At 70.8% G+C, this 21,345-nt stretch carries 25 protein-coding genes; 11 read left to right on the top strand and 14 right to left on the bottom strand.

Translation table 11 applies throughout. From position 1 onward, the window contains the following. Nucleotides 1-47: 47 nt before the first annotated feature. The 9 genes from FFK22_RS25415 to FFK22_RS25455 form a co-directional block, all read right to left on the bottom strand. On the bottom strand, nt 48-464 hold the full coding sequence (locus FFK22_RS25415) for a hypothetical protein (protein WP_138890634.1): 417 nt from the start codon (nt 462-464) through the stop codon (nt 48-50). 123 nt (nt 465-587) lie between these two features. After that, the gene (locus FFK22_RS25420; protein WP_138890635.1) at nt 588-1,418 is read right to left on the bottom strand and encodes a carbohydrate ABC transporter permease; all 831 of its coding nucleotides are present in this window, start codon (nt 1,416-1,418) and stop codon (nt 588-590) included. Between the two features lie 11 nt (nt 1,419-1,429). Next, entirely contained in the window at nt 1,430-2,362 is a 933-nt protein-coding gene (locus FFK22_RS25425; protein ID WP_138890636.1) for a carbohydrate ABC transporter permease, read from the bottom strand. A gap of 272 nt (nt 2,363-2,634) precedes the next feature. Then, nucleotides 2,635-3,966 carry a sugar ABC transporter substrate-binding protein gene (locus tag FFK22_RS25430; RefSeq protein WP_138890637.1) on the bottom strand — a complete coding sequence of 444 codons (1,332 nt, stop codon included), beginning with the start codon at nt 3,964-3,966 and terminating at the stop codon, nt 2,635-2,637. A 48-nt stretch (nt 3,967-4,014) separates the two neighbouring features. After that, nucleotides 4,015-4,674, bottom strand: a complete 660-nt coding sequence (locus FFK22_RS25435) for a GntR family transcriptional regulator (RefSeq protein ID WP_138890638.1) — start codon at nt 4,672-4,674, stop codon at nt 4,015-4,017. Then, on the bottom strand, nt 4,671-5,570 hold the full coding sequence (locus FFK22_RS25440) for a dihydrodipicolinate synthase family protein (RefSeq protein ID WP_221938846.1): 900 nt from the start codon (nt 5,568-5,570) through the stop codon (nt 4,671-4,673). The genes FFK22_RS25435 and FFK22_RS25440 overlap by 4 nt, the downstream gene beginning before the upstream one ends. 205 nt (nt 5,571-5,775) lie before the next feature. Beyond that, nucleotides 5,776-6,690 (bottom strand): homocysteine S-methyltransferase family protein, encoded by a 915-nt coding sequence (locus FFK22_RS25445; RefSeq protein ID WP_138890640.1) that lies wholly within the window; start codon nt 6,688-6,690, stop codon nt 5,776-5,778. A gap of 67 nt (nt 6,691-6,757) precedes the next feature. Next, entirely contained in the window at nt 6,758-7,426 is a 669-nt protein-coding gene (locus tag FFK22_RS25450; RefSeq protein WP_138890641.1) for a response regulator transcription factor, read from the bottom strand. Then, the gene (locus tag FFK22_RS25455) at nt 7,423-8,811 is read right to left on the bottom strand and encodes a histidine kinase (RefSeq protein WP_138890642.1); all 1,389 of its coding nucleotides are present in this window, start codon (nt 8,809-8,811) and stop codon (nt 7,423-7,425) included. The genes FFK22_RS25450 and FFK22_RS25455 overlap by 4 nt, the downstream gene beginning before the upstream one ends. 189 nt (nt 8,812-9,000) lie before the next feature. On the opposite strand from FFK22_RS25455, the gene FFK22_RS25460 reads away from it, so the two are divergent. Genes FFK22_RS25460 through FFK22_RS25470 form a run of 3 tightly spaced genes read left to right on the top strand, consistent with a single transcriptional unit; the run spans nt 9,001 to nt 10,957 of the window. Continuing rightward, nucleotides 9,001-9,732: a MotA/TolQ/ExbB proton channel family protein gene (locus FFK22_RS25460; RefSeq protein WP_138890643.1), complete on the top strand. Its 732-nt coding sequence runs from the start codon at nt 9,001-9,003 to the stop codon at nt 9,730-9,732. Beyond that, a complete protein-coding gene (locus FFK22_RS25465) occupies nt 9,729-10,364 on the top strand; it encodes a hypothetical protein (RefSeq protein ID WP_138890644.1) in 636 nt (211 codons plus the stop codon). The genes FFK22_RS25460 and FFK22_RS25465 overlap by 4 nt, the downstream gene beginning before the upstream one ends. Beyond that, nucleotides 10,361-10,957 (top strand): hypothetical protein, encoded by a 597-nt coding sequence (locus tag FFK22_RS25470; protein WP_138890645.1) that lies wholly within the window; start codon nt 10,361-10,363, stop codon nt 10,955-10,957. The genes FFK22_RS25465 and FFK22_RS25470 overlap by 4 nt, the downstream gene beginning before the upstream one ends. 7 nt (nt 10,958-10,964) lie before the next feature. On the opposite strand, the gene FFK22_RS25475 is transcribed toward FFK22_RS25470, so the two are convergent. After that, nucleotides 10,965-11,423 carry a YcgN family cysteine cluster protein gene (locus tag FFK22_RS25475; RefSeq protein WP_138890646.1) on the bottom strand — a complete coding sequence of 153 codons (459 nt, stop codon included), beginning with the start codon at nt 11,421-11,423 and terminating at the stop codon, nt 10,965-10,967. Further along, entirely contained in the window at nt 11,420-12,820 is a 1,401-nt protein-coding gene (locus FFK22_RS25480; protein ID WP_138890647.1) for an amidase, read from the bottom strand. Before FFK22_RS25480 ends, FFK22_RS25475 begins: the two co-directional genes overlap by 4 nt. A 160-nt stretch (nt 12,821-12,980) precedes the next feature. Here FFK22_RS25480 and pxpB point away from each other — a divergent pair, with 160 nt between their 5' ends. Genes pxpB through FFK22_RS25505 form a run of 5 tightly spaced genes read left to right on the top strand, consistent with a single transcriptional unit; the run spans nt 12,981 to nt 16,724 of the window. Then, nucleotides 12,981-13,691, top strand: a complete 711-nt coding sequence (pxpB, locus tag FFK22_RS25485; protein ID WP_221938847.1) for a 5-oxoprolinase subunit PxpB — start codon at nt 12,981-12,983, stop codon at nt 13,689-13,691. Further along, on the top strand, nt 13,688-14,695 hold the full coding sequence (locus FFK22_RS25490) for a biotin-dependent carboxyltransferase family protein (protein ID WP_186002639.1): 1,008 nt from the start codon (nt 13,688-13,690) through the stop codon (nt 14,693-14,695). The genes pxpB and FFK22_RS25490 overlap by 4 nt, the downstream gene beginning before the upstream one ends. A gap of 16 nt (nt 14,696-14,711) precedes the next feature. Continuing rightward, nucleotides 14,712-15,572: an alpha/beta fold hydrolase gene (locus FFK22_RS25495; protein ID WP_138890649.1), complete on the top strand. Its 861-nt coding sequence runs from the start codon at nt 14,712-14,714 to the stop codon at nt 15,570-15,572. Between the two features lie 31 nt (nt 15,573-15,603). After that, the gene (locus FFK22_RS25500) at nt 15,604-16,077 is read left to right on the top strand and encodes an NUDIX domain-containing protein (protein ID WP_138890650.1); all 474 of its coding nucleotides are present in this window, start codon (nt 15,604-15,606) and stop codon (nt 16,075-16,077) included. A 5-nt stretch (nt 16,078-16,082) separates the two neighbouring features. Continuing rightward, nucleotides 16,083-16,724 carry an HD family hydrolase gene (locus tag FFK22_RS25505; protein ID WP_138890651.1) on the top strand — a complete coding sequence of 214 codons (642 nt, stop codon included), beginning with the start codon at nt 16,083-16,085 and terminating at the stop codon, nt 16,722-16,724. Between the two features lie 164 nt (nt 16,725-16,888). On the opposite strand, the gene FFK22_RS25510 is transcribed toward FFK22_RS25505, so the two are convergent. Continuing rightward, nucleotides 16,889-17,746: a LysR family transcriptional regulator gene (locus FFK22_RS25510; protein WP_138890652.1), complete on the bottom strand. Its 858-nt coding sequence runs from the start codon at nt 17,744-17,746 to the stop codon at nt 16,889-16,891. A gap of 74 nt (nt 17,747-17,820) precedes the next feature. On the opposite strand from FFK22_RS25510, the gene gstA reads away from it, so the two are divergent. The 3 genes from gstA to FFK22_RS25525 all read left to right on the top strand — a co-directional run bounded on the left by gstA (nt 17,821) and on the right by FFK22_RS25525 (nt 19,540). Continuing rightward, on the top strand, nt 17,821-18,480 hold the full coding sequence (gene gstA, locus FFK22_RS25515) for a glutathione transferase GstA (RefSeq protein ID WP_221938848.1): 660 nt from the start codon (nt 17,821-17,823) through the stop codon (nt 18,478-18,480). A 26-nt stretch (nt 18,481-18,506) separates the two neighbouring features. Continuing rightward, nucleotides 18,507-19,100, top strand: coding sequence for an isochorismatase family protein (locus FFK22_RS25520; RefSeq protein WP_138890653.1), 594 nt, complete (start codon nt 18,507-18,509; stop codon nt 19,098-19,100). Between the two features lie 65 nt (nt 19,101-19,165). Then, nucleotides 19,166-19,540, top strand: a complete 375-nt coding sequence (locus FFK22_RS25525; protein WP_138890654.1) for a 4a-hydroxytetrahydrobiopterin dehydratase — start codon at nt 19,166-19,168, stop codon at nt 19,538-19,540. A 3-nt stretch (nt 19,541-19,543) separates the two neighbouring features. On the opposite strand, the gene FFK22_RS25530 is transcribed toward FFK22_RS25525, so the two are convergent. Together FFK22_RS25530 and FFK22_RS25535 are read right to left on the bottom strand one after the other, a co-directional pair. Further along, nucleotides 19,544-19,993 carry a dihydroneopterin aldolase gene (locus FFK22_RS25530; RefSeq protein ID WP_138890655.1) on the bottom strand — a complete coding sequence of 150 codons (450 nt, stop codon included), beginning with the start codon at nt 19,991-19,993 and terminating at the stop codon, nt 19,544-19,546. Nucleotides 19,994-20,186: 193 nt separating this feature from the next. Next, the gene (locus FFK22_RS25535; RefSeq protein ID WP_138890656.1) at nt 20,187-21,326 is read right to left on the bottom strand and encodes a succinylglutamate desuccinylase/aspartoacylase family protein; all 1,140 of its coding nucleotides are present in this window, start codon (nt 21,324-21,326) and stop codon (nt 20,187-20,189) included. Nucleotides 21,327-21,345: the final 19 nt, after the last annotated feature.

Genomic DNA, 21,345 nt, shown 5'->3' on the forward strand with positions numbered 1-21,345 from the left:
GCCGGTTTGGGGATTGCAATCCGGGAAAGGCGCGGCCGGCGCCGGTCCTATGCCGCATTGGCCGCAGCCAGATCCTCCGCATCGTCGAGATCGGCGTCGAAATCGACCAGGTCGTAGTCGTCGTCATCCGCGGCGACGGCGGCGAACTCCTCATCCGACATGTCGAACAGAATGGCCAGCGCCTGGCCGGCCACCGCGATGCGGTCGAACTCGTCCCCGGTCGGCGGCTCGCAACTGACGGTCAGGCACTCCAGGACCTGCTGCAGCACCCAGCGTTCCTGGGCCGGCGGCACGTCGCTCTCGGACCAGGTCTCGCGGACGGCCCGCAGCCGGTACAGGATCTCGGATGCGTTCTGCCGCAGCGAGAGGATTTCGTCCTGGCGGCTGACCAGAGTGGTCCGGATGGAGGTCGCGGGCGCCGTTGCCGGCAGGGCCCGATCTTCGGCGATCTGAATGACAGACATGGCACCATCCCCCGAGCCAATGTGCTTCAAAAGCAAATGACTATATACCTACAAATTACGACATTTTATCTAATTTGCAAGTGATCCAATTGGGGTGGGTGGGCGAATCCGGTGACGGGCGGCTCAGCCGCCCTTCACCGCACCGGAGGTCAGGCCGGCCACGATCTGCTTCTGGGCGACCACGGTCAGCACCAGCACCGGGATAACCACCACCAGCGCCGCGGCCGAGAGCGGGCCCCAGCTGACCTGCTCGAAGGTCAGCGAGTTGTAGACCGCGACCGGCAGGGTGCGGGTGGTGCGCCCGGCCAGCACGATGCCGAACACGAAATTGTTCCAGGAGAAGATGAAGGACAGCAAGAGCGCCACCGTCAGGCCCGGTCGGGTCAGCGGCAGCACGACGTGGCGGAATACCTGCCAGCGATTGGCGCCGTCGATCCGCCCGGCCTCCTCCAGCTCGATCGGCAGGGCCTCGAAATAGGAGATCAGGACCCAGATCACGATCGGCAGGGTGATCACCAGATGGGTGATGATCTGCGGCCACAGCGTGCCCATCAGCCCGAGCCAGCGGAACATCAGGAACAGCGGGATCAGGTAGCTGAGGCCCGGCGTCATCCGCGCGATCATGACGACCACGGACAGCTTGGTGGCCCTGGCCCGGGCGATGCCGTAGGCGGCCGGGGCGCCGATCACCAGGCCGATCAGCGTGGCGCTGCCGGTGACGATCAGGCTGTTGATGAAGTAGCGGCCGAAGGAGTTCTCGGCGAAGACCTGGGCGTAGTTGCTCCAGGCCAGGGTGGTCGGGATCAAGACCGGCGGGTAGCTGATGTTGTCGACCTCCGGCTTCAGCGACAGCGACAGCATCCACAGGAAGAACAGCAGCGCCGGCGACACGATCACCAGCACGGCGAAATACAGGGCGGCGCGGCGCAGGGCTTTGGCGAGGGGGCGGGGCATGGTCGTCGTCCTCAGGTGGCCGCGAGCTTGGCGCGCTGGCGCAGCCACAGCAGGGCCAGGGACATGGCGACGACGATGCCGAAGAACACCACCGCGATCGCCGAGCCGTAGCCGATGTCGTAGAAGCTGAAGGCCTGGGTGTAGAGGTAGATGTTGATCGTCTCCGACGCCGTGCCCGGGCCGCCCTGGGTGATGGCGTAGATGATGTCGAAGCTCTTCAGTGCGTCGATCGAGCGGATGATCACCGCCACCATCAGGAAGGGCGAGATCATCGGCAGGGTCAGGTAGCGGAACTGCTGCAGCCAGCCGGCACCGTCGATCTGGGCGCTCTCATAGGGCTCGGCGGGGAGGGCGGACAGGCCGCCCAGCACGATCAGCATGACCAGCGGCGTCCATTGCCAGGTCTCGACCAGCACCAGCGACGGGATCACCGTGCCCTGGTCGAACACCCAGAGCGAGGGCGGGATTCCGACCAGGCTGAGCAGGTAGTTCAGCACGCCGAGCTGGGGGTGGAACATCATGGTCCAGACCAGGGCGATGGCGACCGGGGTCGCCATCATCGGCATGATCACGATGCCGCGGGCCAGGCCGCGCAGGGGGAAGCGCTCGTTGAACACCAGCGCCGCCGCCAGCCCCAGCACCAGCGGCAGCAGCACGGACAGCACGGTGTAGAGCAGCGTGTGCCACACCGCCTCGCCGAAGCGGGCATCGGTGAACAGCCGGGCGTAGTTGTCGAGGCCGATGAAGCCGCCGGCGCCGGTGGCCTGCCAGTCATGCAGGCTGACCCAGCCGGTGAAGGCCCAGGGGAAGATGATCACCGCCCCCACCACCAGCACCGCCGGCAGGATGAAGGGCAGGTAGGTGCGCAGGCTCGGCGCGACGGCATTCGGCCGCCGCGCCCGCACGCGTTGTCTCCGTCCCACCCCGGCGTCGGCGGCGGTCATCGCTTAGCCCCCATATCTCCCCCTCGTTGCGCCCTGCGTCGCCTTGCGGTGAGTCGAATGAGGGCGCGGGCCGCGAAGAGCGTATCGGGCCATACGGTCGAGCGGCCCGCGCCCGCAGGCGGCCGCCGCAAGGCGACCCTTCGGGCCGGTTGAACATGCCGACATGGTGCGTCGAACGGCTTGCGCGATGCGCTGCATCGCGCTGCACCGTCCTCCTGCCCTGTCGGCATGTTGAACCGGCGCAGGACACAACGAGGGGGAGACATGGGGGCTTAGGCCTCGCTCTTGGCCAGGATCGGCTTGAACTGCTCGGTCGCCTTGGCCAGCTCGGCCGCCGGGTCGGCGCCGCCGGCGATGTTGGTCAGGGCGATGCCGAAGATGTCGCGGAACTCGGTGACCGGCACGATCACCGGCAGGCCGAGCTTGCTGACCTTGGACGAGCCGACGACGGCGTCGATCCATTCGGCCGGCAGGGTCACGCCTTTGCGCACCTCGGCATCGTCCAGGATCGAGGTGCGGAAAGGCACGCCCGAGCCGCTCTGCAGCAGGTCGGCCTGCACCGTGCGCGACACCGCCCACTGGCAGAACAGGAAGGCGGCCTCCTTGTTCTCGCTGGCCGCGGTGACGCCGATGCCGTCGCCGAAGGTGGCGGAGGCCTGGTCCTTCGGGCCCTTCGGCATGACGCCGTAGCCGGTCTTGCCGACCACGCGCGACAGCTTCGGGTCCTCCAGCGGCTTGGCGAAACCGACGCCGTCCAGCCACATCCCGACCTTGCCCTGCAGGAAGGCCGACTGGCACTCGTTCCAGTTGAAGCCGGCGACGCCGGGAGGGGCCGCCTTGGTCAGCAGGCGCTGGTACAGCTTTGCCGCCTCGACCGCGCCATCGGAGGTGGTGGCCAGGCTGCGGTCCTCGGCGAGGGGCGCGACGCCGTTGCCAAGCATGAACGAAGTCCAGACCGGGACGTTGGCGTTCTTCATGCCGCGGGCGACGAAGCCGTAGGTGCCGGCGGCCGGGTCGGTCAGCGCCTCGGCGGCGGACACCAGCTCCTCGAAGCTGGTCGGGTATTTCAGCCCCTTGGCGGCGAACAGCTCCTTGTTCCAGTAGATGATCCAGTAGTCGACGCTCAGCGGGAGGCTGCCGATGGCGCCGTCGGCCGCGGTGGCATAGTCCAGGCCGGCGCTGGAGAAGTCGGTCAGGCTGACGGCCGGGTCGGCGAGGGCGGGGTCGGCCAGGAACGGCCGCAGGTCGGCCAGCCAGCCGCCCTTCTCGAACATCCGCTTCTGCACATGGTAGCTGAGATGAATGACGTCGAAGCTCGGCGCGCCGCTGTTGAACTCGACCACCGCCTTCTGGCGCTGCTGCTGCTCCGGCGTCTGCTCCAGCCCGACATCGATGCCGGTCAGGTCGATGAACTCCTGCAGATGCCGGGCGATGGTCTCGCTGCGCGGGCTCTTGACCAGGTTCACCTCGATATGGGTGCCGGCGTACTTCTTCCAGTCCGGCGCGGCCCAGGCCGGGCGGATTCGGGGCAGGGCCGCCGCGGCGGCGGTTGCCGCGGTGCCGGCCAGGAGCGAGCGGCGGCTCAGATTCAGTATGGATGCCATGGTGTCCTCCCTTGATTGATTGGACCGGGCTTCGCCGGCTGGTTCAGGTTACAGCCCGAGGGCGCGATTGCGGGCGTTGGCGATATGCGCCGTCATCGCCTCGGCGGCACGGACCGGGTCCCGGCTCGCGATCGCGTCGATGATGCCGAGATGCTCCCGCATCACCGGCACCACCAGCCCGGCGATGCCGGTCAGCTCGCGCCGGATCAGCCGGATCTTGATCGAGTTGACGCGATAGGTCTTGGAGATGATCTCGTTGCCCAGCGCGTCGATGATGATGTCGTGCAGGCCCCAGTCGGTGGCCTGGGCGTCGTCGATCACCTGCTGGGTCGGGCCTTCGCGCTCGACCCGGGCGATGATCTCCTCATGCTGTGCCCGCAGCACCGCCAGGCCCCCGTCGGTGACCGATCGGGCGAAGGCGGCGGTCGCCTCCTTCTCCAGGAACAGCCGGAACTGGTAGGCGTCGCGGATCATGGTCAGGTCGATGTGCATGATCTGCATGCCGCGCTGCGGCACGGTCTTGATCAGCCCCTCGACCTCCAGCCGCGGCACCAGCTCCCGGATGGCGCCCAGCGGCATCTGGGTCAGCGCCACCAGTTCGCGCTGGGAGATGAACTGCCCGGCGTGCAGGTTGTTGGCCAGAAGGTGCTGGGTGAAGCTGTCATAGGCCTTCTCGCGCAGCTTCAGCGGTTCGCGGTCTTCGCTCATCCAGCCTCCGCCATGGTGGTGAACAGGCTGTCCGCCGCGGCGCCGAGCCGGGCCGCCTCGGCCGGCGACAGCGGCTGCAGCGGCGCGCGGGTGGCCAGCCAGGCCGGGTCGCCGCTGCGATGCGCCACCAGCGCCTTGACCGCCGGGATCACCGGATAGGCCAGCAGCGCCTCGACCAGGCGCTGGATGCGCTCGTCGTCGCGCCCCTCCTGCACCAGCGGCAGCATCGCCTCGGGGTAGATGTTGGCGATGCCGGAGATGGCGCCCTGGCCGCCCAGCCGCACCGCGGCGGCCAGGCAGCGCTCGTCACCGATCAGGATCGCCAGGTCGCGATGCTGCGCCAGCAGGGCCTGGGCGTAGTCCCAGTTGCCGGAGGAGTCCTTGACGCCGCGGATCACCTCGGGGAAGGCGGTGCGCAGTCGGCCGACCAGATCGACCGACAGCGGCACCTGGGTGACGCTGGGGATATGATAGAGGATCACGTCGCGGGCGGCGGCGCCCAGCTGCTCGAACACCCGGGCGAACCACGCGAACAGGCCGTCATCGCCGACGCCCTTGAAGTAGAAGGGCGGCGGCAGCAGCACGGCATCGGCCCCGAAATCGAGCGCCATGCGCGCCTGCGCCACGGCGTCCTCGGCGGCGGAGGCGGAGACGCCGCCGACCAGCTGGCACCCCTCGATGCCGGCGCCGGCCAGGGCGCCCAGCACCCGGTCGCGCTCGGCCAGCGAGAAGGCGGCGCCTTCGCCGGTGGTGCCGAAGGCGGTGACGGTGCGGCAGCCCTGCGCCAGGCACCAGCGCACATGGGCGACGAAGCGCGGGAAGTCGACGCCTCCATCGGGCCGGAAGGGGACGGTCAATGCCGCGGAAAGGCCGAAACGCTCGCCTGGCTGGGCCACGCCCATCTCCCTGTCGTCTGCCGTGCACGTTCTGCACGGCCAGTGATATCGATCTGACATGTCAGTCGTAGCGCGGGGCGTGAGAGACGTCAATATGTCGAACAAAAATGAATCGATCGGGCGGGCCGAGTAGGTTGGGTTCGCGGCACGCGAACCCAACAGGACTTCAGGCACCGCTGTGTTGGGTTCGCTGCGCGAACCCAGCCTACGCGGTGAGCTCCGGCAGCGCTTTGCGGATGCGGGCGATGTGCTCGGGCCCGATGCCGCAGCAGCCGCCGACCAGTGAGGCGCCGAGCCCGACCCAGCGCCGGATCCAGCCGAGATAGCTGTCGGGGTCGAGATCGGCCCGCAGCTCCGACAGGCCGTCATTGGCGGCGGCGTCCTCCGGCTGCGGCGGGAAGGCGTTGGCATAGACGCCGATCCGGGCCGGCGACCGGGCCGCGCCGATCACCCGCGCGGCGGCGGCGACGGCGTCGCCCATCGCCTCGGGCTGGCTGCAGTTGAACAGCACCGCCTCGGCGCCGAGGCCGAGCGCCGTCCGCACCGCCTCCGAGACCGGTTCGCCGGAGCGCAGCAGGGGCGCGCCGGGCTCGGGCCTCTCATCCTCGATGGTGTAGGAGATCCACAGCGTCTTGCCGTGCCCGGCCACGGCCGCCGCCGCGGCGGCGGCCTCGCGGATCGAGCTCTGGGTCTCGGCCAGCCAGAAATCGACATACGGCGCCAGCCCCTCGACCAGGATGTTCGCGATCTCCGGCGCGCGCTCCGGCTCGAACAGGTCGGGGCGGTACGAGCCGAACAGCGGCGGCAGGGATCCGGCCACACGCACCGGGGCGGCGGCTGACGCCGCGGCCTGCCGCGCCAGCCGGCCCGACAGGTCGGCCAGCTCCAGCCCCTGCGCGGCAAAGCGGTCCTCGCCGATATGGAAAGGGACGACGGCGTAGCTGTTGGTGGTGATCACCTCGGCCCCAGCGGCGATGAAGGCCGCATGCGCCGCCTGCACGGTCTCCGGCGCCTCGATCAGCGCCAGCGCCGACCATTCCGGCTGCCGGAACGGCGCCCCCATCCGGGCGAGCTGCCGCCCCATGCCGCCATCCAGCAGCGTCACGCCGGGTCCTGACATGTCGACTCCCTCGGTTCCGTCCGGGACGCGACACTGCAGCCCCGGCAAGGCTGCCGCCAGGAGATTTTCACTTCGGCGAGGGCGGGGCGGCCTGCGGTCCGGCCTGGACCAGGCCCATGCCCATGGCGAGCCACACCAGATGGGCGTCGGTGCGGGCGCCGACCTTCGCCTTGATCTGGTAGTGGTAGTTGCGGACGGTCTTCAGGCTGAGATGCAGCGAGGCCGCGATCTCCTCGTCCGACCAGCCTGAGGCGACGAGGCGCAGGATCTCGGCCTCCCGCGGGCTCAGCTCGTCCAGCGGGGAGCTCGGCCGGGCGAGGCGCTCGGCGGCGATCTCCCGGGCGACATCGTCGCTCATGGCCCGGCCGCCCCGAGCGACGACCGCGATCGAGCTGACAAGCTCGGCAGCGTCGCTGCCCTTGGTGACGTAGCCGGCCGCGCCCGCCTCGAAGGCCTTCAGGGCGAAGCCGGCGCCGCTGTGCATGGTGAAGATCAGGATACGCGCGTCGCGGTCCCATTGCCGGATGTGCCGCAGGGCCTCGATCCCGCCGATGCCGGGAAGCGAAAGGTCCATGACCACCACGTCGGGCCCGGACTTCTGGTAGGCTTGGTAGGCGGACATCGCGTCATGCGCCTCCGCCACCACCCTGTAGCCCGGTATGCGCTCCAGCAGCCGGCGATAGCCCTCTCGCACCACGGGGTGGTCGTCGACCAGCAGGATGGTCAGCTCGGTCATGCCGGGGCCGGCGCCTCGCGGCCGGGCATCAGCGGGATCAGCGCGGCGACGCGCACGCCCCAGCGCGCCTGGCTGATCGACAGGCTGCCGCCCAGCGCCGTCACCCGCTCGCGGATGCCGAGGATGCCGTAGCCCGGCGCCCAGCCCAGCCGGGACAGGGTGCCGCCGCCGTCATCCTCGACGCTCACGGCCACGGCGTCGCGCCCCTCGGCGTCGACCCGCTGCACCTGCAGCCGGACATCGCGCGGCTTGCCGTGCCGGGCGGCGTTGGTCAGGCATTCCTGGGCGATGCGGTAGATGCTCAGGCCGGTCGCCTCGGGCACCCCGGCGAGGCTGCCGACGATGTCGAGATGGAAGGCCGCCTGCCGGTCCTTCTGCGCGTTCCACCCGGCGACGAGCTGGGCCAGACTGGCCTCCAGCCCCAGCTCCTCGACCTCCTGCGACCGCAGCCGGGCCAGGGCGCCGCGCAAGGTCGCCGACATCCGCTTGCTGGTCTCGCGGATCGAGCGCGCATCCTTGGCGAGGTCGGGGCGGTCCGCCGCCTCCAGCTCGATCACCGTGGCCAGGGCGCCGACCGCGGCGAGGCACTGGCCGAACTCGTCGTGCAGGTCGCGGGCCAGCGCCCGGCGCTCCTCCTCCTGCACCTGGAACAGGCGGTTGGTCAGCGCCATCCGCTGCGCCGTGGTCTCGGCCAGGCGGGCGGTCAGGTCGTTGACCGCGCGGGAGATCTGGTCGAACTCCGCCGTGCGATAGCCGGGAAGGCGATAGCTGTAATCGCCTCGGCCGAGGCGCTGCAGGCCGGCGACGATGGTCCGGGCCGGCATCAGCGACTGGCCGACCAGCGCAGCGGCCAGGATGCCGATGCCGGCGGCGAGCAGCGCCGCGACGCTGAGCACGACATCGATCTGGTGCCAGGCCTGGCGGATGGCGGCGCCGCGATCCGGCTCGGCCGTGACCACGCCGGCCAGGGGCTGCCGTGCGGACAGCGGGCGCTCGACCCGGGCATAGGCGCCGAAGACATGGTCGTAGACGGCCTGGAACCAGGACGGCGCCGGGTCGCCGATCGCCTCCAGCTGGCTGCACAGGCGCCGCGGCGGCTCGCTGCCGGGAGAGAAGGTGACGCAGACACCGGGCGAGATGACTTTCATCGTCGCCATCGTCTCCCAGTCCGGGATCGGCACCAGATGCTCGCGGCTGAGCCCGCCGCGCCACATCAGCTCACGCCAGTACAGCGTCTCGAGCGTGCCGGCGACGCGGTCGGCGGAGGCCGCCGCCTCGGTTTCGATGGCGCGGTGTGTGTCGACCAGCACCCAGCCGACGGCGCAGGCCAGGCAGAGCAGGACGACCGCGGCCAGGCGCAAGACGAGATGAACGAAAAGGTTCATGGGTCGGTCCCCGCACGAAGGGATCTTGCCGATACTGGTCGCCGGCGCCCCGGGCTGGCAAGCACGGAGGCCTTGCTGCGGCGCAGTTCGGGCAAATTGCCCAGAGCCACTCGGGACCGGTGCCCAGGCCTTTCCGTCCGCTCCCCCGATAGGCTCCGAGCCATCGCCGACGAGCTGCCGGAGCCCTGCATGAGCCAGCGTAGAGTCGAGCTGCCCGGGCACGATCCGCTGCTGCCCTGGCTGATCTTCACCGGCATCAGCCTCTTTGCCTTCGTCCTGCTGTGGTATTTCGGGCTGATCGGCCGGATGGTCGCCAGCGACCCGACCCATATCTCGCTGATCATCTCATTGCTCTATGTCGCCAGCAGCCTGCATTGCCTGTGGCGCGTCCTGGCGATCTCGCGAGAAGGCAACGCGGCCTTGAAGGCGGCCCAGGCCGTGATCGGCAACGGCCGCGGGATCCTGGGCAAGGACGGCCTGCCGCCCGGCCTGGTCTCGACCCATATCCGCGACCTCGCCACCAAGGCCGCGCTGCAGGGGGCCGAGCGGCTCGACCAGACGCTGCTGCTGCGGGTGCTGGCCAGCCGGCTGCGCGGGTCGAACTCCTTCGGCGCCTTCGCCAGCGACACGCTGATGAAGCTCGGCCTGCTGGGCACCATCATCGGCTTCATCATGATGCTGGCGCCGATCGCCGGGCTGGACACCGAGAACCGCGAGGCGGTGCGGTCGTCGATGTCGCTGATGAGCGACGGCATGGCGGTGGCCATGTACACCACCCTGGTCGGGCTGGCGGGGTCGGTCCTGCTCAAGATCCAGTATTCGCTGCTGGACAGCGCCACGGCGAAGATCTTCGCCTTCGCCGTCGACCTCACCGAGGTCCATGTCGTCTCGGCGCTGGACAGCCGGACCCCCGCTGAATGATCGACGATTTCGACCTGTTGCCGCGCGACGAGGCCTTCGACCCGTTCAGCGTGGTGCTGTTCAAGGCCCTGCAGATCCTGGCCTTCCTGTTCTTCGTCGCGCTACTGATCGTGGCGCCGGAGGCCAAGGAGGGGAAGGTCGACAGCAAGGCCGAGTTCATGATCAGCATGGACTGGCCGGACAACCATCCCGACGATTTCGACATCTTTGTCCAGGACCCGATCGGCAATGTCGTCTGGTACCGCCGGCGCGACGCCGGCTTCATGGTGCTGGACCGCGACGACCGCGGCGGCCTGAACGACTTCGTGCTGGTCAACGGCGTCAAGGTGCCGACCGCGACGCGCCAGGAACTGGTGACCATCCGCGGCATCGTCGCCGGCGAATACACGGTGAACTTCTATCACTTCGCCGCCCTGACCGGGAAACCGGTGCCGGTGACGGTAACCGTGCAGAAGCTGAACCCGATCGTGACCATCGTGGCCAAGGAGACGATCGAATCCGCCGAGGGCGGTAGTGAACGGACCGTCGTGCGCTTCACCCTGGACGGGAAGGGCGCAGTCACCGGCACCAACCACGTGGCGCGATCGATCCTGCAGACCTTCAGCCGGACCTGGCAGGTGGGGCAGCCATGATGGGGTTGGAGACGAGCGTCCTCGGCCTGTCCCTGGCCTATGTGCTGCTGAGCACGATCCTGCTGGCGGTGCTGATCTGGCTACCGATCCGGCGGCTGTTCAAGATCGCCGCGATCCTGGCCGCGAGCGCTGCCTATGTCGCGGTGTTCTTCGCCACGCAGGGGCTGCTGGGCTGGTCGGCGCCGGTGGCGGTGCCGGACCGCTTCCAGGTGCTGTGGACGCGGGTGCTGGAGCCGAACCCGTCGCGCGGCGAACCTGGCGCCATCCATCTCTGGCTGGAGGAGCTGGATGATGCCAACCTGCCGAGCGGCGTGCCGCGGGCTTATCTGCTGCCCTATTCGCCGGAGCTGGCCGGCCGGGTCTCGGCGGCGCAGGCGGAGATCGAAAAGGGCCATCCGCAGGGCGGCCGGGCGCAGTTCTTCGGCAGCCCGACGCATGCCGGCGTGATGGGGTTCGTGAATGCCGGGGCGCCACCGGGCGGCGACCCTTCCGGCGGCGGGCTGCTCGACCCCGAGTTCCTCGGCGGCCAGTCCAAATCGGTCGACCTGATCCCGCTGCCCAGGCCGGTGCTGCCGCCGAAGAACATCCCGTGAGGGGCTCTCAGGCCGGCCACTCCACGATGTGGTATTCAAACTCGTCCTCCTCGACCTCGGTCTCGGAGATCACCTTGTCGCGCACGCTGATGCCGGCGATGTGCACCGTCTCCGGGTCGCCCGAGACCAGCGGGTGCCACCAGTACAGGTCGTGGCCTTCCGACAGCAGACGATAGGCGCAGGTCGAGGGCATCCAGCCGAGATGGTCGACATTCTTCGGCGTCAGCTGCACGCAGTCCGGCACGTAGCGGCGGCGGGTCGGGTAGTGCGTGCAGCGGCAGCTGTGGGTGTCCAGCAGCTTGCAGGCGATGTCGGTGTAGTCGACATTGGGCGTGTCCGGCGGCTCGTCGGCGTCGCGCAGCTTGTGCAGGCAGCAGCGGCCGCAGCCGTCGCACAGTGACTCCCACTCCTTGCGGCTCATCTCGTCCAGGCGCTTGCGGCGCCAGAAGGGCTTGGCTTCGGTCACGATCGGGCCAGCGGCGGCAGCGGCGCCGGGTGCAGCGCCTCGAAGGCGCGGGCGGCGCGCAGCACCAGCGCGTCCTGGAACATCGGGCCGATGATCTGCAGGCCGATCGGCAGGCCCGCCGCGGTCAGGCCGCAGGGCACGCTGGCCGCCGGCTGCTGCGTCAGGTTGAAGGGGTAGCTGAAGGGCGTCCAGTTGGCCCAGGTCGCGCCGTCCGGCCCCTGCGGCAGGTTGCGTCCCGCGGCGAAGGCCGGGATCGGCAGGGTCGGCATCAGCAGCAGGTCCCAGTCCTGATGGAACTGGTTCATCTTCACGCCCAGCCGGCCGCGGGCCAGCGTCGCCTTGGTGTAGTCGAGCAGCGGGATCGCCGCGCCCTCCGCCGCCACGGCGCGCAGGCCGGGGTCGATCAGGGCGTGCTTCTCCGGCGGGATCGAGGCCAGCAGCGTCGCCGCGCCGACGAACCAATGGGCGCGGAAGATGGGGCCGGTGTCGGGCAGGTCCAGCGTCACCGTCTCGACCCGGGCGCCGAGGCCGGCGAAGACCTCGACCGCCTTCGCCACCGAGGCCGCGACCTCAGGGTCGACCGGCGCGTCGTCCAGGGTCGGGGCATAGGCGATGCGCAGGCCGCGGACGCCGTCCTCCAGCCCTTCGGTGAAATCGGTCACCGGGAAGGGAAGGGCGGTCCAGTCGCGCGGGTCGGGCCGCGCCATCGCCGACAGCATCAGCGCCGCGTCGCCCACCGTGCGGGTCATCGGCCCGAGATGCGAGACCGTGCCGAACGGGCTCAGCGGATAGGCCGGCACCCGGCCGAAGCTGGGCTTCAGCCCGAAGATGCCGGTGAAGCCGGCGGGGATGCGGATCGACCCGCCGCCGTCGCTGCCGATGTTCAGCGCCGCCATGCCGGTGGCCGCCGCCACCGCCGCGCCGCCGGATGAGCCTCCGGGCGTCTTGCTCGGGTCCCAGGGGTTGCGGGTGATGCCGGTCAGCACCGAATCGGTGACGCCCTTCCAGCCGAATTCCGGCGTGGTGGTGCGGCCGACCAGCACCGCCCCGGCCTCGCGCAGCCGCGCCACCGACGGCGCGTCCTGGTCCCAGGGGCCGGCCGGGTCGATCGTCTTCGACCCGCGCAGCGTCGGCCAGCCGCGGGCCAGGACGAGGTCCTTCACCGAGGTCGGCACGCCGTCGATCGGGCTCAGCGGCCGGCCCTCGCGCCAGCGCGCCTCGGACTGGCGGGCCGCGGCCAGCGCCTCGTCGCCATGGACGCCGCAGAAGGCGTTGAGCTGCGGGTTCAGCCGCTCGATCCGGTCGAGGCTGGCCTGCGCCGCCTCGACCGGGGACAGGTCGCGGGCGGCGTAGAGGCTGGACAGCTCGGCTGCCGACAACAGGGCCGGATCGGTCACGCGGGGTCTCCCGGGTCGCTGTGGTGGTGGCGCAATGGCGTCGCGCCCATCATCGCCGCCCCGGCGGCGCAATCAAGAGGCAGGGCAAGAGGCGGACCACCATGCTTCCGCCAAGGGCGTTGCCGCGCTATGGCTTGGGGCAGAATTCGAGGAGAGGCCCGTGACCGCTGCGTCGATCGCCGTGATGACAGAGACCGCGATGGTGGTGCGCTTCGGCGAGACCATCGATGGCGCGATCGCCGGCGCCATCCACGCCTTGGCCCTGTCGCTGGAGAGCGACCCGTTCCCCGGCTTCGTCGAGGCGTCGCCCGGCTTCGCCACGCTGGCCGTGTTCTTCGACCCCGACGCCGTGCCGCGCGACCGCGACGAGCCGCCGGCCGCCACGGTGCAGCGGCTGCTGGAGGCGCGGCTGTCCGGCCTCGACCCGGAGGCGCTGGGGGAGCCCCGGCTGGTCGAGATCCCGGTCGCCTATGGCGGCGTCTTCGGCCCGGACCTGGCCGAGCTGGCGCAGCATCACGGCCTGACCGAGGAGGAGGTGGTGGCGCTGCATTCCGGCACCGAGTACCGGGTGCACATGATCGGCTTCAGCCCCGGCTTCCCCTTCCTCGGCGGGCTGACCGAGCGCCTGGCGACGCCGCGCCGGGCGTCGCCGCGGCTGAAGATCCCGGCCGGCACGGTCGCGATCGGCGGGCCGCAGACCGGGATCTACCCGGTCGAATCCCCGGGCGGCTGGAACCTGATCGGCCGCACGCCGCTGGCGCTGTTCCTGCCGGGCGAGGACCCGCCTTGCCTGCTGCAGGCGGGCGACCGCATCCGCTTCCGCCCGGTGGCGGTGGAAGAGTTCGAGGCCCTGGCTGGAGACGCCAAGTGACCGTTGCGGTGCTCGACCCCGGCCTGCTGTCGACGGTGCAGGATCTCGGCCGCTTCGGCCATCGCCGGCATGGCGTGGTGGTGGGCGGGGCGATGGACCGGCGCTCGCATGCCGTCGCCAACATCCTGGCCGGCAACGACCCCGGCGCCGCCACCCTCGAGATGACGCTGATGGGGGCGGCGCTGCGCTTCGAGGCCGAGACGCTGATCGCGCTGGCGGGCGGCGGCATGCGCGGGACGGTGGGCGGCGAGGCGGTGCCGCTGCGCCGGCCGGTGCTGCTGCCGAAGGGGGCGGAGCTGCGCTTCACCCCGACCAATATCGGCTGCCGCAGCTATCTGGCGATCGCCGGCGGCGTGGACGTGCCGCCGGTGCTGGGCAGCCGCTCGACCTATCTGCGGGCCGGGCTTGGCGGATTCGAGGGGCGGGCGCTGAAGGCGGGGGACCGGCTGCCGGCCGGCGCGCCGACGGCTTTGGGCGAGCGCCTGGCCAGGCTGCTTGCGGCGGAGCGCGGCGGATGGCCCTTCGCCACCACCGGCTGGTCCGCCGCCGCCGATCTCGACCCGTCGCTGCGGCGGTCGCCGCATGTCCGGGTGCTGCCCGGGCTGCAGGCGACCGATTTCGACCGCGACAGCCTGGCCGCGTTCCACGGCGAGCGCTTCACCGTCAGCCCGCGCTCCGACCGCATGGGCTACCGGCTGGACGGGCCGGTGCTCAGCCTGTCCTATCCGCGCGACCTGCTGTCCGAGGCGGTGACGACCGGTACGGTCCAGGTGCCGCCCGAGGGCAAGCCGATCGTGCTGATGGCCGACGCCCAGAGCACCGGCGGTTATCCCCGCATCGCCCAGGTGATCGAATGCGACCTGCCGGTGCTGGGCCAGCTGCGCCCGGGCGACGTGCTGCGCTTCGTGCCGGTCGGGCTGGCCGAGGCCGAGGAGCGGCGCCGGCGGGCGCGGCTGGATTTGCGCCGCCTGGCCGCCGGGGTGGCGGCCCACGCCGGGATCTGACTTTGAAGGGGATGTGATGCGCGCGAAGCTCCGCGACACCGAGATCTGGTTCGACATCGACGGCGCCGGGCTGGTGCCGGAGGGCGGCGCCATGCGCGAGCGCCCGGCCGGCTTCCTGATCCATGGCGGGCCGGGCTCGGACCACAGCGGCTTCAAGCCGAGCATGAGCCCGCTGGCCCAGCACCTGCAGCTGGTCTATTTCGACCATCGCGGCCAGGGCCGCTCCGCCCGCGGCGACCCGGCGCGCTACACGCTGGACGAGAATGTCGAGGACATGGAGGCGCTGCGCTGCCATCTCGGCCTCGGCCCGATCGCCAGCATCGGCACCAGCTATGGCGGCATGGTGGCGATGGCGCATGCCGCGCGCTATCCGGAAGCGGTGTCGCATCTGGTGCTGATCGTCACCGCCGCCCATGCCGGCTTCCACGAGCGGGCACAGCAGATCCTGCGCGAGCGCGGCAATGCCGAGCAGATCGCGGCCGGGGAGACGCTGTGGGCCGGCGGCTTCCGCACCGAGTCGGATCTCGAGGCCTATTACCAGGCGATGGGGCCGCTCTATTCCCGCCGCTACGACCCGGCGGCGGCCGCGGCGACGCGGGGCCGGGCGATCCATTCGCCGGACGCGATCAACCGCGCCTTCGGCCCCGACGGCTTCCTGCGCCGGCTCGACCTGCGGCCGGAGCTGGCGCGGATCACGGCGCCGACCCTGATCCTGGCCGGCCGGCACGACTGGATCTGCCCGCCGGAATTCTCCGAGGAGATCCACCGCCTGATGCCGGGCTCGACCCTGCGGATCTTCGAGGACAGCAGCCATTCGATCCGGGTCGACGAACCGGAGGCGCTGCGGGCGGCAATCGCCGGGTTCGTGGCTGGTTGACACCGACCCGCTCCGCCGGTCATCTGCGGCCATGAATTCGACCCGCCGCACCCTGCCGCGCCTGCTGCACCGCGCCCACAACGCCTATCTGCGGCTGCGCAAGCCGCTGACCCTCGGCGCCCGCATGGTGGTGCGGGACGGGGAGGGGCGCTTCCTGCTGGTGCATCACACCTACCGCCCCGGCTGGTTCTTCCCCGGCGGCGGGGTGAAGAAATGGGAGAGCTTCGAGGCCTGCGCCGTGCGCGAGGCGCGCGAGGAGGCGGCGGTCGAGGTCGAATCGGTCGACCGGCTGATCGGCCTCTACACCCATTTCGACCGGTTGCGTTGCGACCACGTCGCCCTGTTCCTCGCCGATCGCTGGCGCCCCTCCGGCGGCCGCCTGTCCTTCGAGATCGCCGAGGCCCGCTTTTTCCCGCCCGAGGATCTGCCGCGCGAGATGCACGACGCCACCAAGCGTCGGATCGATGAGATCCTAGGCCTTCGCAGCATCGATACCGTCTGGTGACGCCCATGACTGACGCCGCATCCCCGCCCGCCGACCGCCTGGCCCGGATCCAGGAATTCCTGCTGGTCTGCGACCAGTTCAAGCAGATCACCCGGCAGAACTACCTGATCGACGGCAGCCGGCGCGAGACCGACGCCGAGCACACCTGGCACATGGCGCTCTACGCCCTGCTGCTGAAGGACGAGATCGGCTTCGAGGTCGACATCGCCAAGGTGCTGTCGCTGGTGCTGACCCACGACCTGGTCGAGATCCATGCCGGCGACACCTTCGCCTATGACGATGTCGGTCTGCAGGGCCAGGCGGCGCGCGAGGCCGAGGCGGCGGTGAAGCTGTTCGGCCTGCTGCCGCCCGATCTGCGCGACAAGGTGCATGGCTGGTGGACCGAGTTCGAGGCCGGCAAGACGCCGGAGGCGCGCTACGCCCGCGCCCTCGACCGGCTGCAGGCCTTCGCCCAGAACGTGATGAGCGGCGGCAAGTCCTGGCACGAGCACGGCGTCACCCGGACCCGCACCTTCAGCCGGATGCAGGAGGCGCTGGACAGCGACCCGACGCTGCGGCTGCTGGTCGAGCGGCTGTATGGACACGCCGACCGGGAAGGCAGCTGGGTGCCGGAGCCTGTTTCCACAGACGCTCAGTCAGGCGGATAGGCCGGGGCCACCCCCTCACCCGAAATCGCGATGCGATTTCGATCTCTCCCCAAGGAGAGGTGACGAGGCGGGTTCCGGTCCCCTCTCCTCGGGGAGAGGGAGGGACCCATCGCGCGGCGATGGGAGGGTGAGGGGGAGAGCCGCCGTCGAGCGAGTGTTCCGGACTACACCTGCACTCCCTCCAGCCGGACGCGGTCCTCGGCTAGTGCTGCCGCCAGCCAATCGGCAACCACGCGGATGCGCGGCACGTCCTTGGCCGGGGCCGGCAGCACGATCCACAGCTCGCGGCTGGCCACCGGCACCGGGCCGGACAGGCGGCGCAGGCCTGGGGCCTCGTCCGCCATGTAGCAGGGGATCACGGCGCGCCCTAGCCCGGCGCGCACCGCCGCCAGCAGCTCCAGCCCGCCGGTGACGCGCAGCACCGGGTCGGTGCCGCCGGGCTGGTCGCGCAGCCAGACCATCTGCGGCACCGCGTCCAGCGCCGGCTCCAGTGCGATCCAGGCCTCGGCCGCGCCGTCCTCCGGGCCATAGACCGCATGGCCGATGCGGACGCCCAGCCGCGCCGCCAGGTCGCCGGTGCTTGGCCGGGCTTGGCGCAGCGCGATGTCGGCGTCCCGCCGCTCCAGATCGGTGTTGATGTCGGTGCTCAGCACCGTGGGCCGCAGCCCGGGATGGCGGCGGCGCAGATCGCCCAGGCGCGGGATCAGCCACTCGGCGGCGAAGCCGGGCAGGACCGAGATCCGCACCGGCCCCGACAGCGCCGCGTCGCGATCGCGGGCCGCATGCTCGATGGCGATCGCCGCCCGCTCCATGGTTTCCGCCTCGGCCACCACCGTGGCGCCGACCGGCGTCGGCCGGAACCGGCGCTCGACCCGATCGAACAGCGGCGTGCCCAGCACGGATTCGGCGGCCGATAGGCGGCGAGACACGGTGGTCTGGTCGACCCCCAGCGCCTGAGCCGCGGCGGAAGCGGTGCCATGCCGTGCAAGCGCCAGGACGAAGCGGGCGAGGTCCCAATCCATTCCTGCATTATTGCAGAGTGTATCGGCAGAATCTCGGCTTTCCTGCAGAGATGATGGCAGCCAAGTTCAGGGGCATGAACCGCCGCGATCCCCTGCGGCGGCCGATGCCGGAGCGCCGGATGAAGCTGTACTACGCCCCCGAGACCTGCTCGCTGTCGCCGCACATCGTGCTGCGCGAGCTCGGCCTGCCCTTCACCCCGGTCCGGGTCGACAACCGGACCAAGCGGACCGCCGATGGCGGCGACTTCCTGGCCGTCAATCCCAAGGGCTATGTCGCGGCGCTGCAGCTCGACGACGGCCGGGTGCTGACCGAGGGGGCGGTGATCGTGCAATACCTCGCTGACCTGAAGCCCGAGACCGGGCTGGCACCGGCGAACGGGACATGGGAGCGGGTGCGGCTGCAGGAATGGCTGAACTTCATCACCAGCGAGATCCATGCCGGCCTCAGCCCACTGTTCAACGCGGCGCTGCCCGAAGAGGCGAAGGCAGTCTTCCGGCAGAAGCTGTTCCGCCGCTTCGCCGTGATCGAGGACGCGCTGCGGGACCGGGACCATCTGCTCGAGGGCGGCTTCAGCGTCGCCGACGCGTATCTGTTCACGGTGCTGCGCTGGACCCGGTTCTTCGCCATCGACCTCGGCCGCTGGCCGGCGATCGCGGCCTATATGCGGCGTGTCGGCGCCCGCCCGTCGGTGACGGCCGCGCTGGCTGCCGAAGCGCCGGCCGAAGCCGCCTGATTCCCCTTCATTCCTGGAGACACGCCATGCTTCCCAAGACCCTGCTCGACCATGCCGGCGCCCGGCTGGAATCCGCCATCCTGACGGAATCGGTCCTCGTCCTGATCGATATGCAGCGCGAATACAGCGACGGCCAGCTGGCGCTGCCCGGCGTCGGTCCCGCGGTCGAGGAGGCGGCGGCCCTGCTGGCCCGGGCGCGCCGCCTGGGCACCCCGGTCATCCATGTGCTGAACGAGCGCAAGGGCGGGCTGTTCGACATCGACGGCCCCTATGTCGCCCCGATCGCGGCGGTGACGCCGGCGGCCGGGGAGGTGGTGGTGAAAAAGGGCCTGCCCAACGCCTTCGCCGGCACCGACCTGGCCGAGCGCATCGCCGCCACCGGGCGCCGCAAGCTGGTGACGGTCGGCTTCATGACGCATATGTGCGTCGACGCCACCACCCGCTCGGCGGTCGACCACGGGCTGTTCTCGACGGTGGTGGCCGCGGCCTGCGCCAGCCGCGACCTGCCGGACCCGCTCGGCGGCGTGCGGCCGGCGGCCGAGGTGCACCGGGCGGCGCTGACCGCCCTGGCCGACCGCTTCGCCGTGGTGGTGGCGCGGGGGGATGCCGTTCGCGACTGACGCTCTATCCTTCTGGGGGTGAAGGCGGCCTCGCCGGGGCCGCCGATCCCACCGGGAGGATCGCCATGGCCGCCAAACTGCACGCCTACCCGCCCGCGGAGGTCGAGGCCCGCCTGGCCCGCGACCTGCCGCGCTGGCGCTTTGAGGATGGCAGCATCCGCCGGCGCTACCAGACGCATGGCTGGAAGGGCTCGATGCTGGCCATCGGCGCCATCGGCCACCTGGCCGAGGCCGCCTGGCATCATCCCGAGATCGCCGCCGCCTGGGGCTGGGTCGAGGTCCGGCTGAACACACATGATGCCGGCGGCGGCATCACCGACCGCGACTTCGCCCTGGCCCGCAAGATCGAGGAGGTGGTGGCCTGGCACCCGGGCCAAGAGGGGGCCGGGCTGGACGGCACGCCCACCGACCCGCGCTTCGCCTACATCAAATACGACTGAGCCTCAGCCCTCTCGCCGGCGCTCGAACCGGACGCCGATGGAATCGGCCTCGGGGAAGACGTCGAGCTTCTCGACCTCGGCCGTCGCCCGCAGCACCATCGGATGGGCCATGGCCAGGTCGAGCACATGCTCGGCAACGGTCTCGATCAGCCGCACATGCTCCTTCTCGGCCAGGGCCTGCAGGCCCTGCACCAGACCCTCATAGGAGGGGATGCGGTCGATGTCGTCGCCGATGCCGCCGGCCGGCAGCTCGACCTCCATCTCGACGCTGATGCGGACGCGCTGGCGCCGCTGCTCCTCATGGGCATAGACGCCGATCGACATCGCCACCACGAAATGGCGCAGCCGGATCAGATAGGTCGCAGCGCGGGCGGTCTCGGCCGCCGGAAAGGCGGTCGGCTTCGATCCGGCGCGTGTGACGAGCGGAATCGGGGAACGGTACGGGGCACTCATGGGGCGATCCGATTGGCGCGGACGCAGGGCCGTGACTCTGCCGGCCGAGGGTCCGATGGCGAAGCACGGGCAATCTGGCCGCGCGATGGCCTCAAGATCGATATCGTGCCGCGATCGGTCCGGGAAGGCGAGAAGGAAGTGCACGCATTGCGTGCATGGCTCCCGCCACCAGGCGAGACGGATCCGGACCCGATCAGGTCGTCAGCAGGATGGCCCCGCGGCCCTCGATCGGTTCGGCGCCGGCGATCTTGGCGACGATGTCGCCGGGCCGCACCAGCCGGTGCAGGCATTGCGACCACAGCACCCCGTCGACCCCGGCATGGAGCGGGGTGCGCGCCAGCGCCGGATCCGCGGTCGGGTCGACGATGTCGGCGACATGCTCGCCGCGGCGCAGCCGGGCGCCGAGCGGCTGGGAGTAGGTGACGATGCCGGCGACCGGAGCGCGCAGCATCTCGTTGCCGGCCAGTGGCGTGGCGTCGCACCGCGCCTCGGGCAGCGGGCCGGGATCGCCGGCCACGACGCCGCGGCGCTGCAGGAAGCGGATCAGCGCGTCGGCGTCGGCCCCGGCGGTGGCGTCGTCGACATCGGCCTGGCCGCGCAGCTCGATCGTCGCCGCCAGGCAGGCCGGCGGCAGCGGATGGTCGTCGCCGAGCAGCCGGCGCAGCACCCACCATGGCGCCGAATTCGCCTCGTCGAACGGGTTGTCGCCGGACTCGTCGGCCAGCAGCACCGCCTCGGCCCCGACGTCGCGGGCGAGGTCCTCGGCGTCCGGCCACAGCGCCGTGCCGAGATAGACATGCACCGGCGCCCGGTTGTCGCAATGCAGGTCCAGCACGATGTCGGCGTCGATCGACAGGCCCAGCAGCAACTGGCGCAGCGCGCCGGTCTCGCCGGCCGGCTGCTGCTCCGCCAGCGCCGCCAGCAGGGCCGCCCGCACCAGCCGGACGTTGCGCTCGGCATCGTCTGTCAGCTGGCCGGCGATGCGCGGCGCCACGATCGGGGCCAGGTCGGGGTAGTGACGGTTGAAGTTGCCGCGGCCGTCCAGGGCGAAGCGGCCGACATGATACTCCAGCACCGATTGCGACAGGCCGATCGGGTTGGCGACGGGCACCACCACGATCTCGCCATGGATCGCGCCGGCGGCGTCCAGCGTGTCGAGCCGGCGCAGCAGGTGATGGGCAGCCAGCATGCCCGGCAGCTCGTCGGCATGCAGCCCGGCCTGGACATAGGCCTTGGGGCGGGCGCCCGGCTGGCCGTAGCGGTGCACGGTGACGGTGCGGCTGGTTCCAAGGGCGGGGGAGGGTAGCGGGATCCGGCTGACGGTCTTGCTCATTCCGGCACTCTGGACAAGG

Origin of the sequence: Mycobacterium sp. KBS0706 (assembly GCF_005938675.2) — a bacterium.
Taxonomy (GTDB): domain Bacteria; phylum Pseudomonadota; class Alphaproteobacteria; order DSM-16000; family Inquilinaceae; genus Inquilinus.

What these genes read in the sequence shown, in the direction of transcription:
- FFK22_RS25495 (WP_138890649.1), top strand. Translation starts at nt 14,712, where the DNA reads ATGCGCGCGAAGCTCCGCGACACCGAGATCTGGTTCGACATCGACGGC.
- FFK22_RS25525 (WP_138890654.1), top strand. Translation starts at nt 19,166, where the DNA reads ATGGCCGCCAAACTGCACGCCTACCCGCCCGCGGAGGTCGAGGCCCGC.
- FFK22_RS25520 (WP_138890653.1), top strand. Translation starts at nt 18,507, where the DNA reads ATGCTTCCCAAGACCCTGCTCGACCATGCCGGCGCCCGGCTGGAATCC.
- FFK22_RS25430 (WP_138890637.1), bottom strand. Translation starts at nt 3,966, where the DNA reads ATGGCATCCATACTGAATCTGAGCCGCCGCTCGCTCCTGGCCGGCACC.
- FFK22_RS25505 (WP_138890651.1), top strand. Translation starts at nt 16,083, where the DNA reads ATGACTGACGCCGCATCCCCGCCCGCCGACCGCCTGGCCCGGATCCAG.
- FFK22_RS25470 (WP_138890645.1), top strand. Translation starts at nt 10,361, where the DNA reads ATGATGGGGTTGGAGACGAGCGTCCTCGGCCTGTCCCTGGCCTATGTG.
- FFK22_RS25445 (WP_138890640.1), bottom strand. Translation starts at nt 6,690, where the DNA reads ATGTCAGGACCCGGCGTGACGCTGCTGGATGGCGGCATGGGGCGGCAG.
- FFK22_RS25455 (WP_138890642.1), bottom strand. Translation starts at nt 8,811, where the DNA reads ATGAACCTTTTCGTTCATCTCGTCTTGCGCCTGGCCGCGGTCGTCCTG.
- FFK22_RS25420 (WP_138890635.1), bottom strand. Translation starts at nt 1,418, where the DNA reads ATGCCCCGCCCCCTCGCCAAAGCCCTGCGCCGCGCCGCCCTGTATTTC.
- FFK22_RS25530 (WP_138890655.1), bottom strand. Translation starts at nt 19,993, where the DNA reads ATGAGTGCCCCGTACCGTTCCCCGATTCCGCTCGTCACACGCGCCGGA.
- FFK22_RS25425 (WP_138890636.1), bottom strand. Translation starts at nt 2,362, where the DNA reads ATGACCGCCGCCGACGCCGGGGTGGGACGGAGACAACGCGTGCGGGCG.
- FFK22_RS25460 (WP_138890643.1), top strand. Translation starts at nt 9,001, where the DNA reads ATGAGCCAGCGTAGAGTCGAGCTGCCCGGGCACGATCCGCTGCTGCCC.
- FFK22_RS25435 (WP_138890638.1), bottom strand. Translation starts at nt 4,674, where the DNA reads ATGAGCGAAGACCGCGAACCGCTGAAGCTGCGCGAGAAGGCCTATGAC.
- FFK22_RS25500 (WP_138890650.1), top strand. Translation starts at nt 15,604, where the DNA reads ATGAATTCGACCCGCCGCACCCTGCCGCGCCTGCTGCACCGCGCCCAC.
- FFK22_RS25465 (WP_138890644.1), top strand. Translation starts at nt 9,729, where the DNA reads ATGATCGACGATTTCGACCTGTTGCCGCGCGACGAGGCCTTCGACCCG.
- FFK22_RS25510 (WP_138890652.1), bottom strand. Translation starts at nt 17,746, where the DNA reads ATGGATTGGGACCTCGCCCGCTTCGTCCTGGCGCTTGCACGGCATGGC.
- FFK22_RS25450 (WP_138890641.1), bottom strand. Translation starts at nt 7,426, where the DNA reads ATGACCGAGCTGACCATCCTGCTGGTCGACGACCACCCCGTGGTGCGA.
- FFK22_RS25535 (WP_138890656.1), bottom strand. Translation starts at nt 21,326, where the DNA reads ATGAGCAAGACCGTCAGCCGGATCCCGCTACCCTCCCCCGCCCTTGGA.
- gstA (WP_221938848.1), top strand. Translation starts at nt 17,821, where the DNA reads ATGAACCGCCGCGATCCCCTGCGGCGGCCGATGCCGGAGCGCCGGATG.
- FFK22_RS25415 (WP_138890634.1), bottom strand. Translation starts at nt 464, where the DNA reads ATGTCTGTCATTCAGATCGCCGAAGATCGGGCCCTGCCGGCAACGGCG.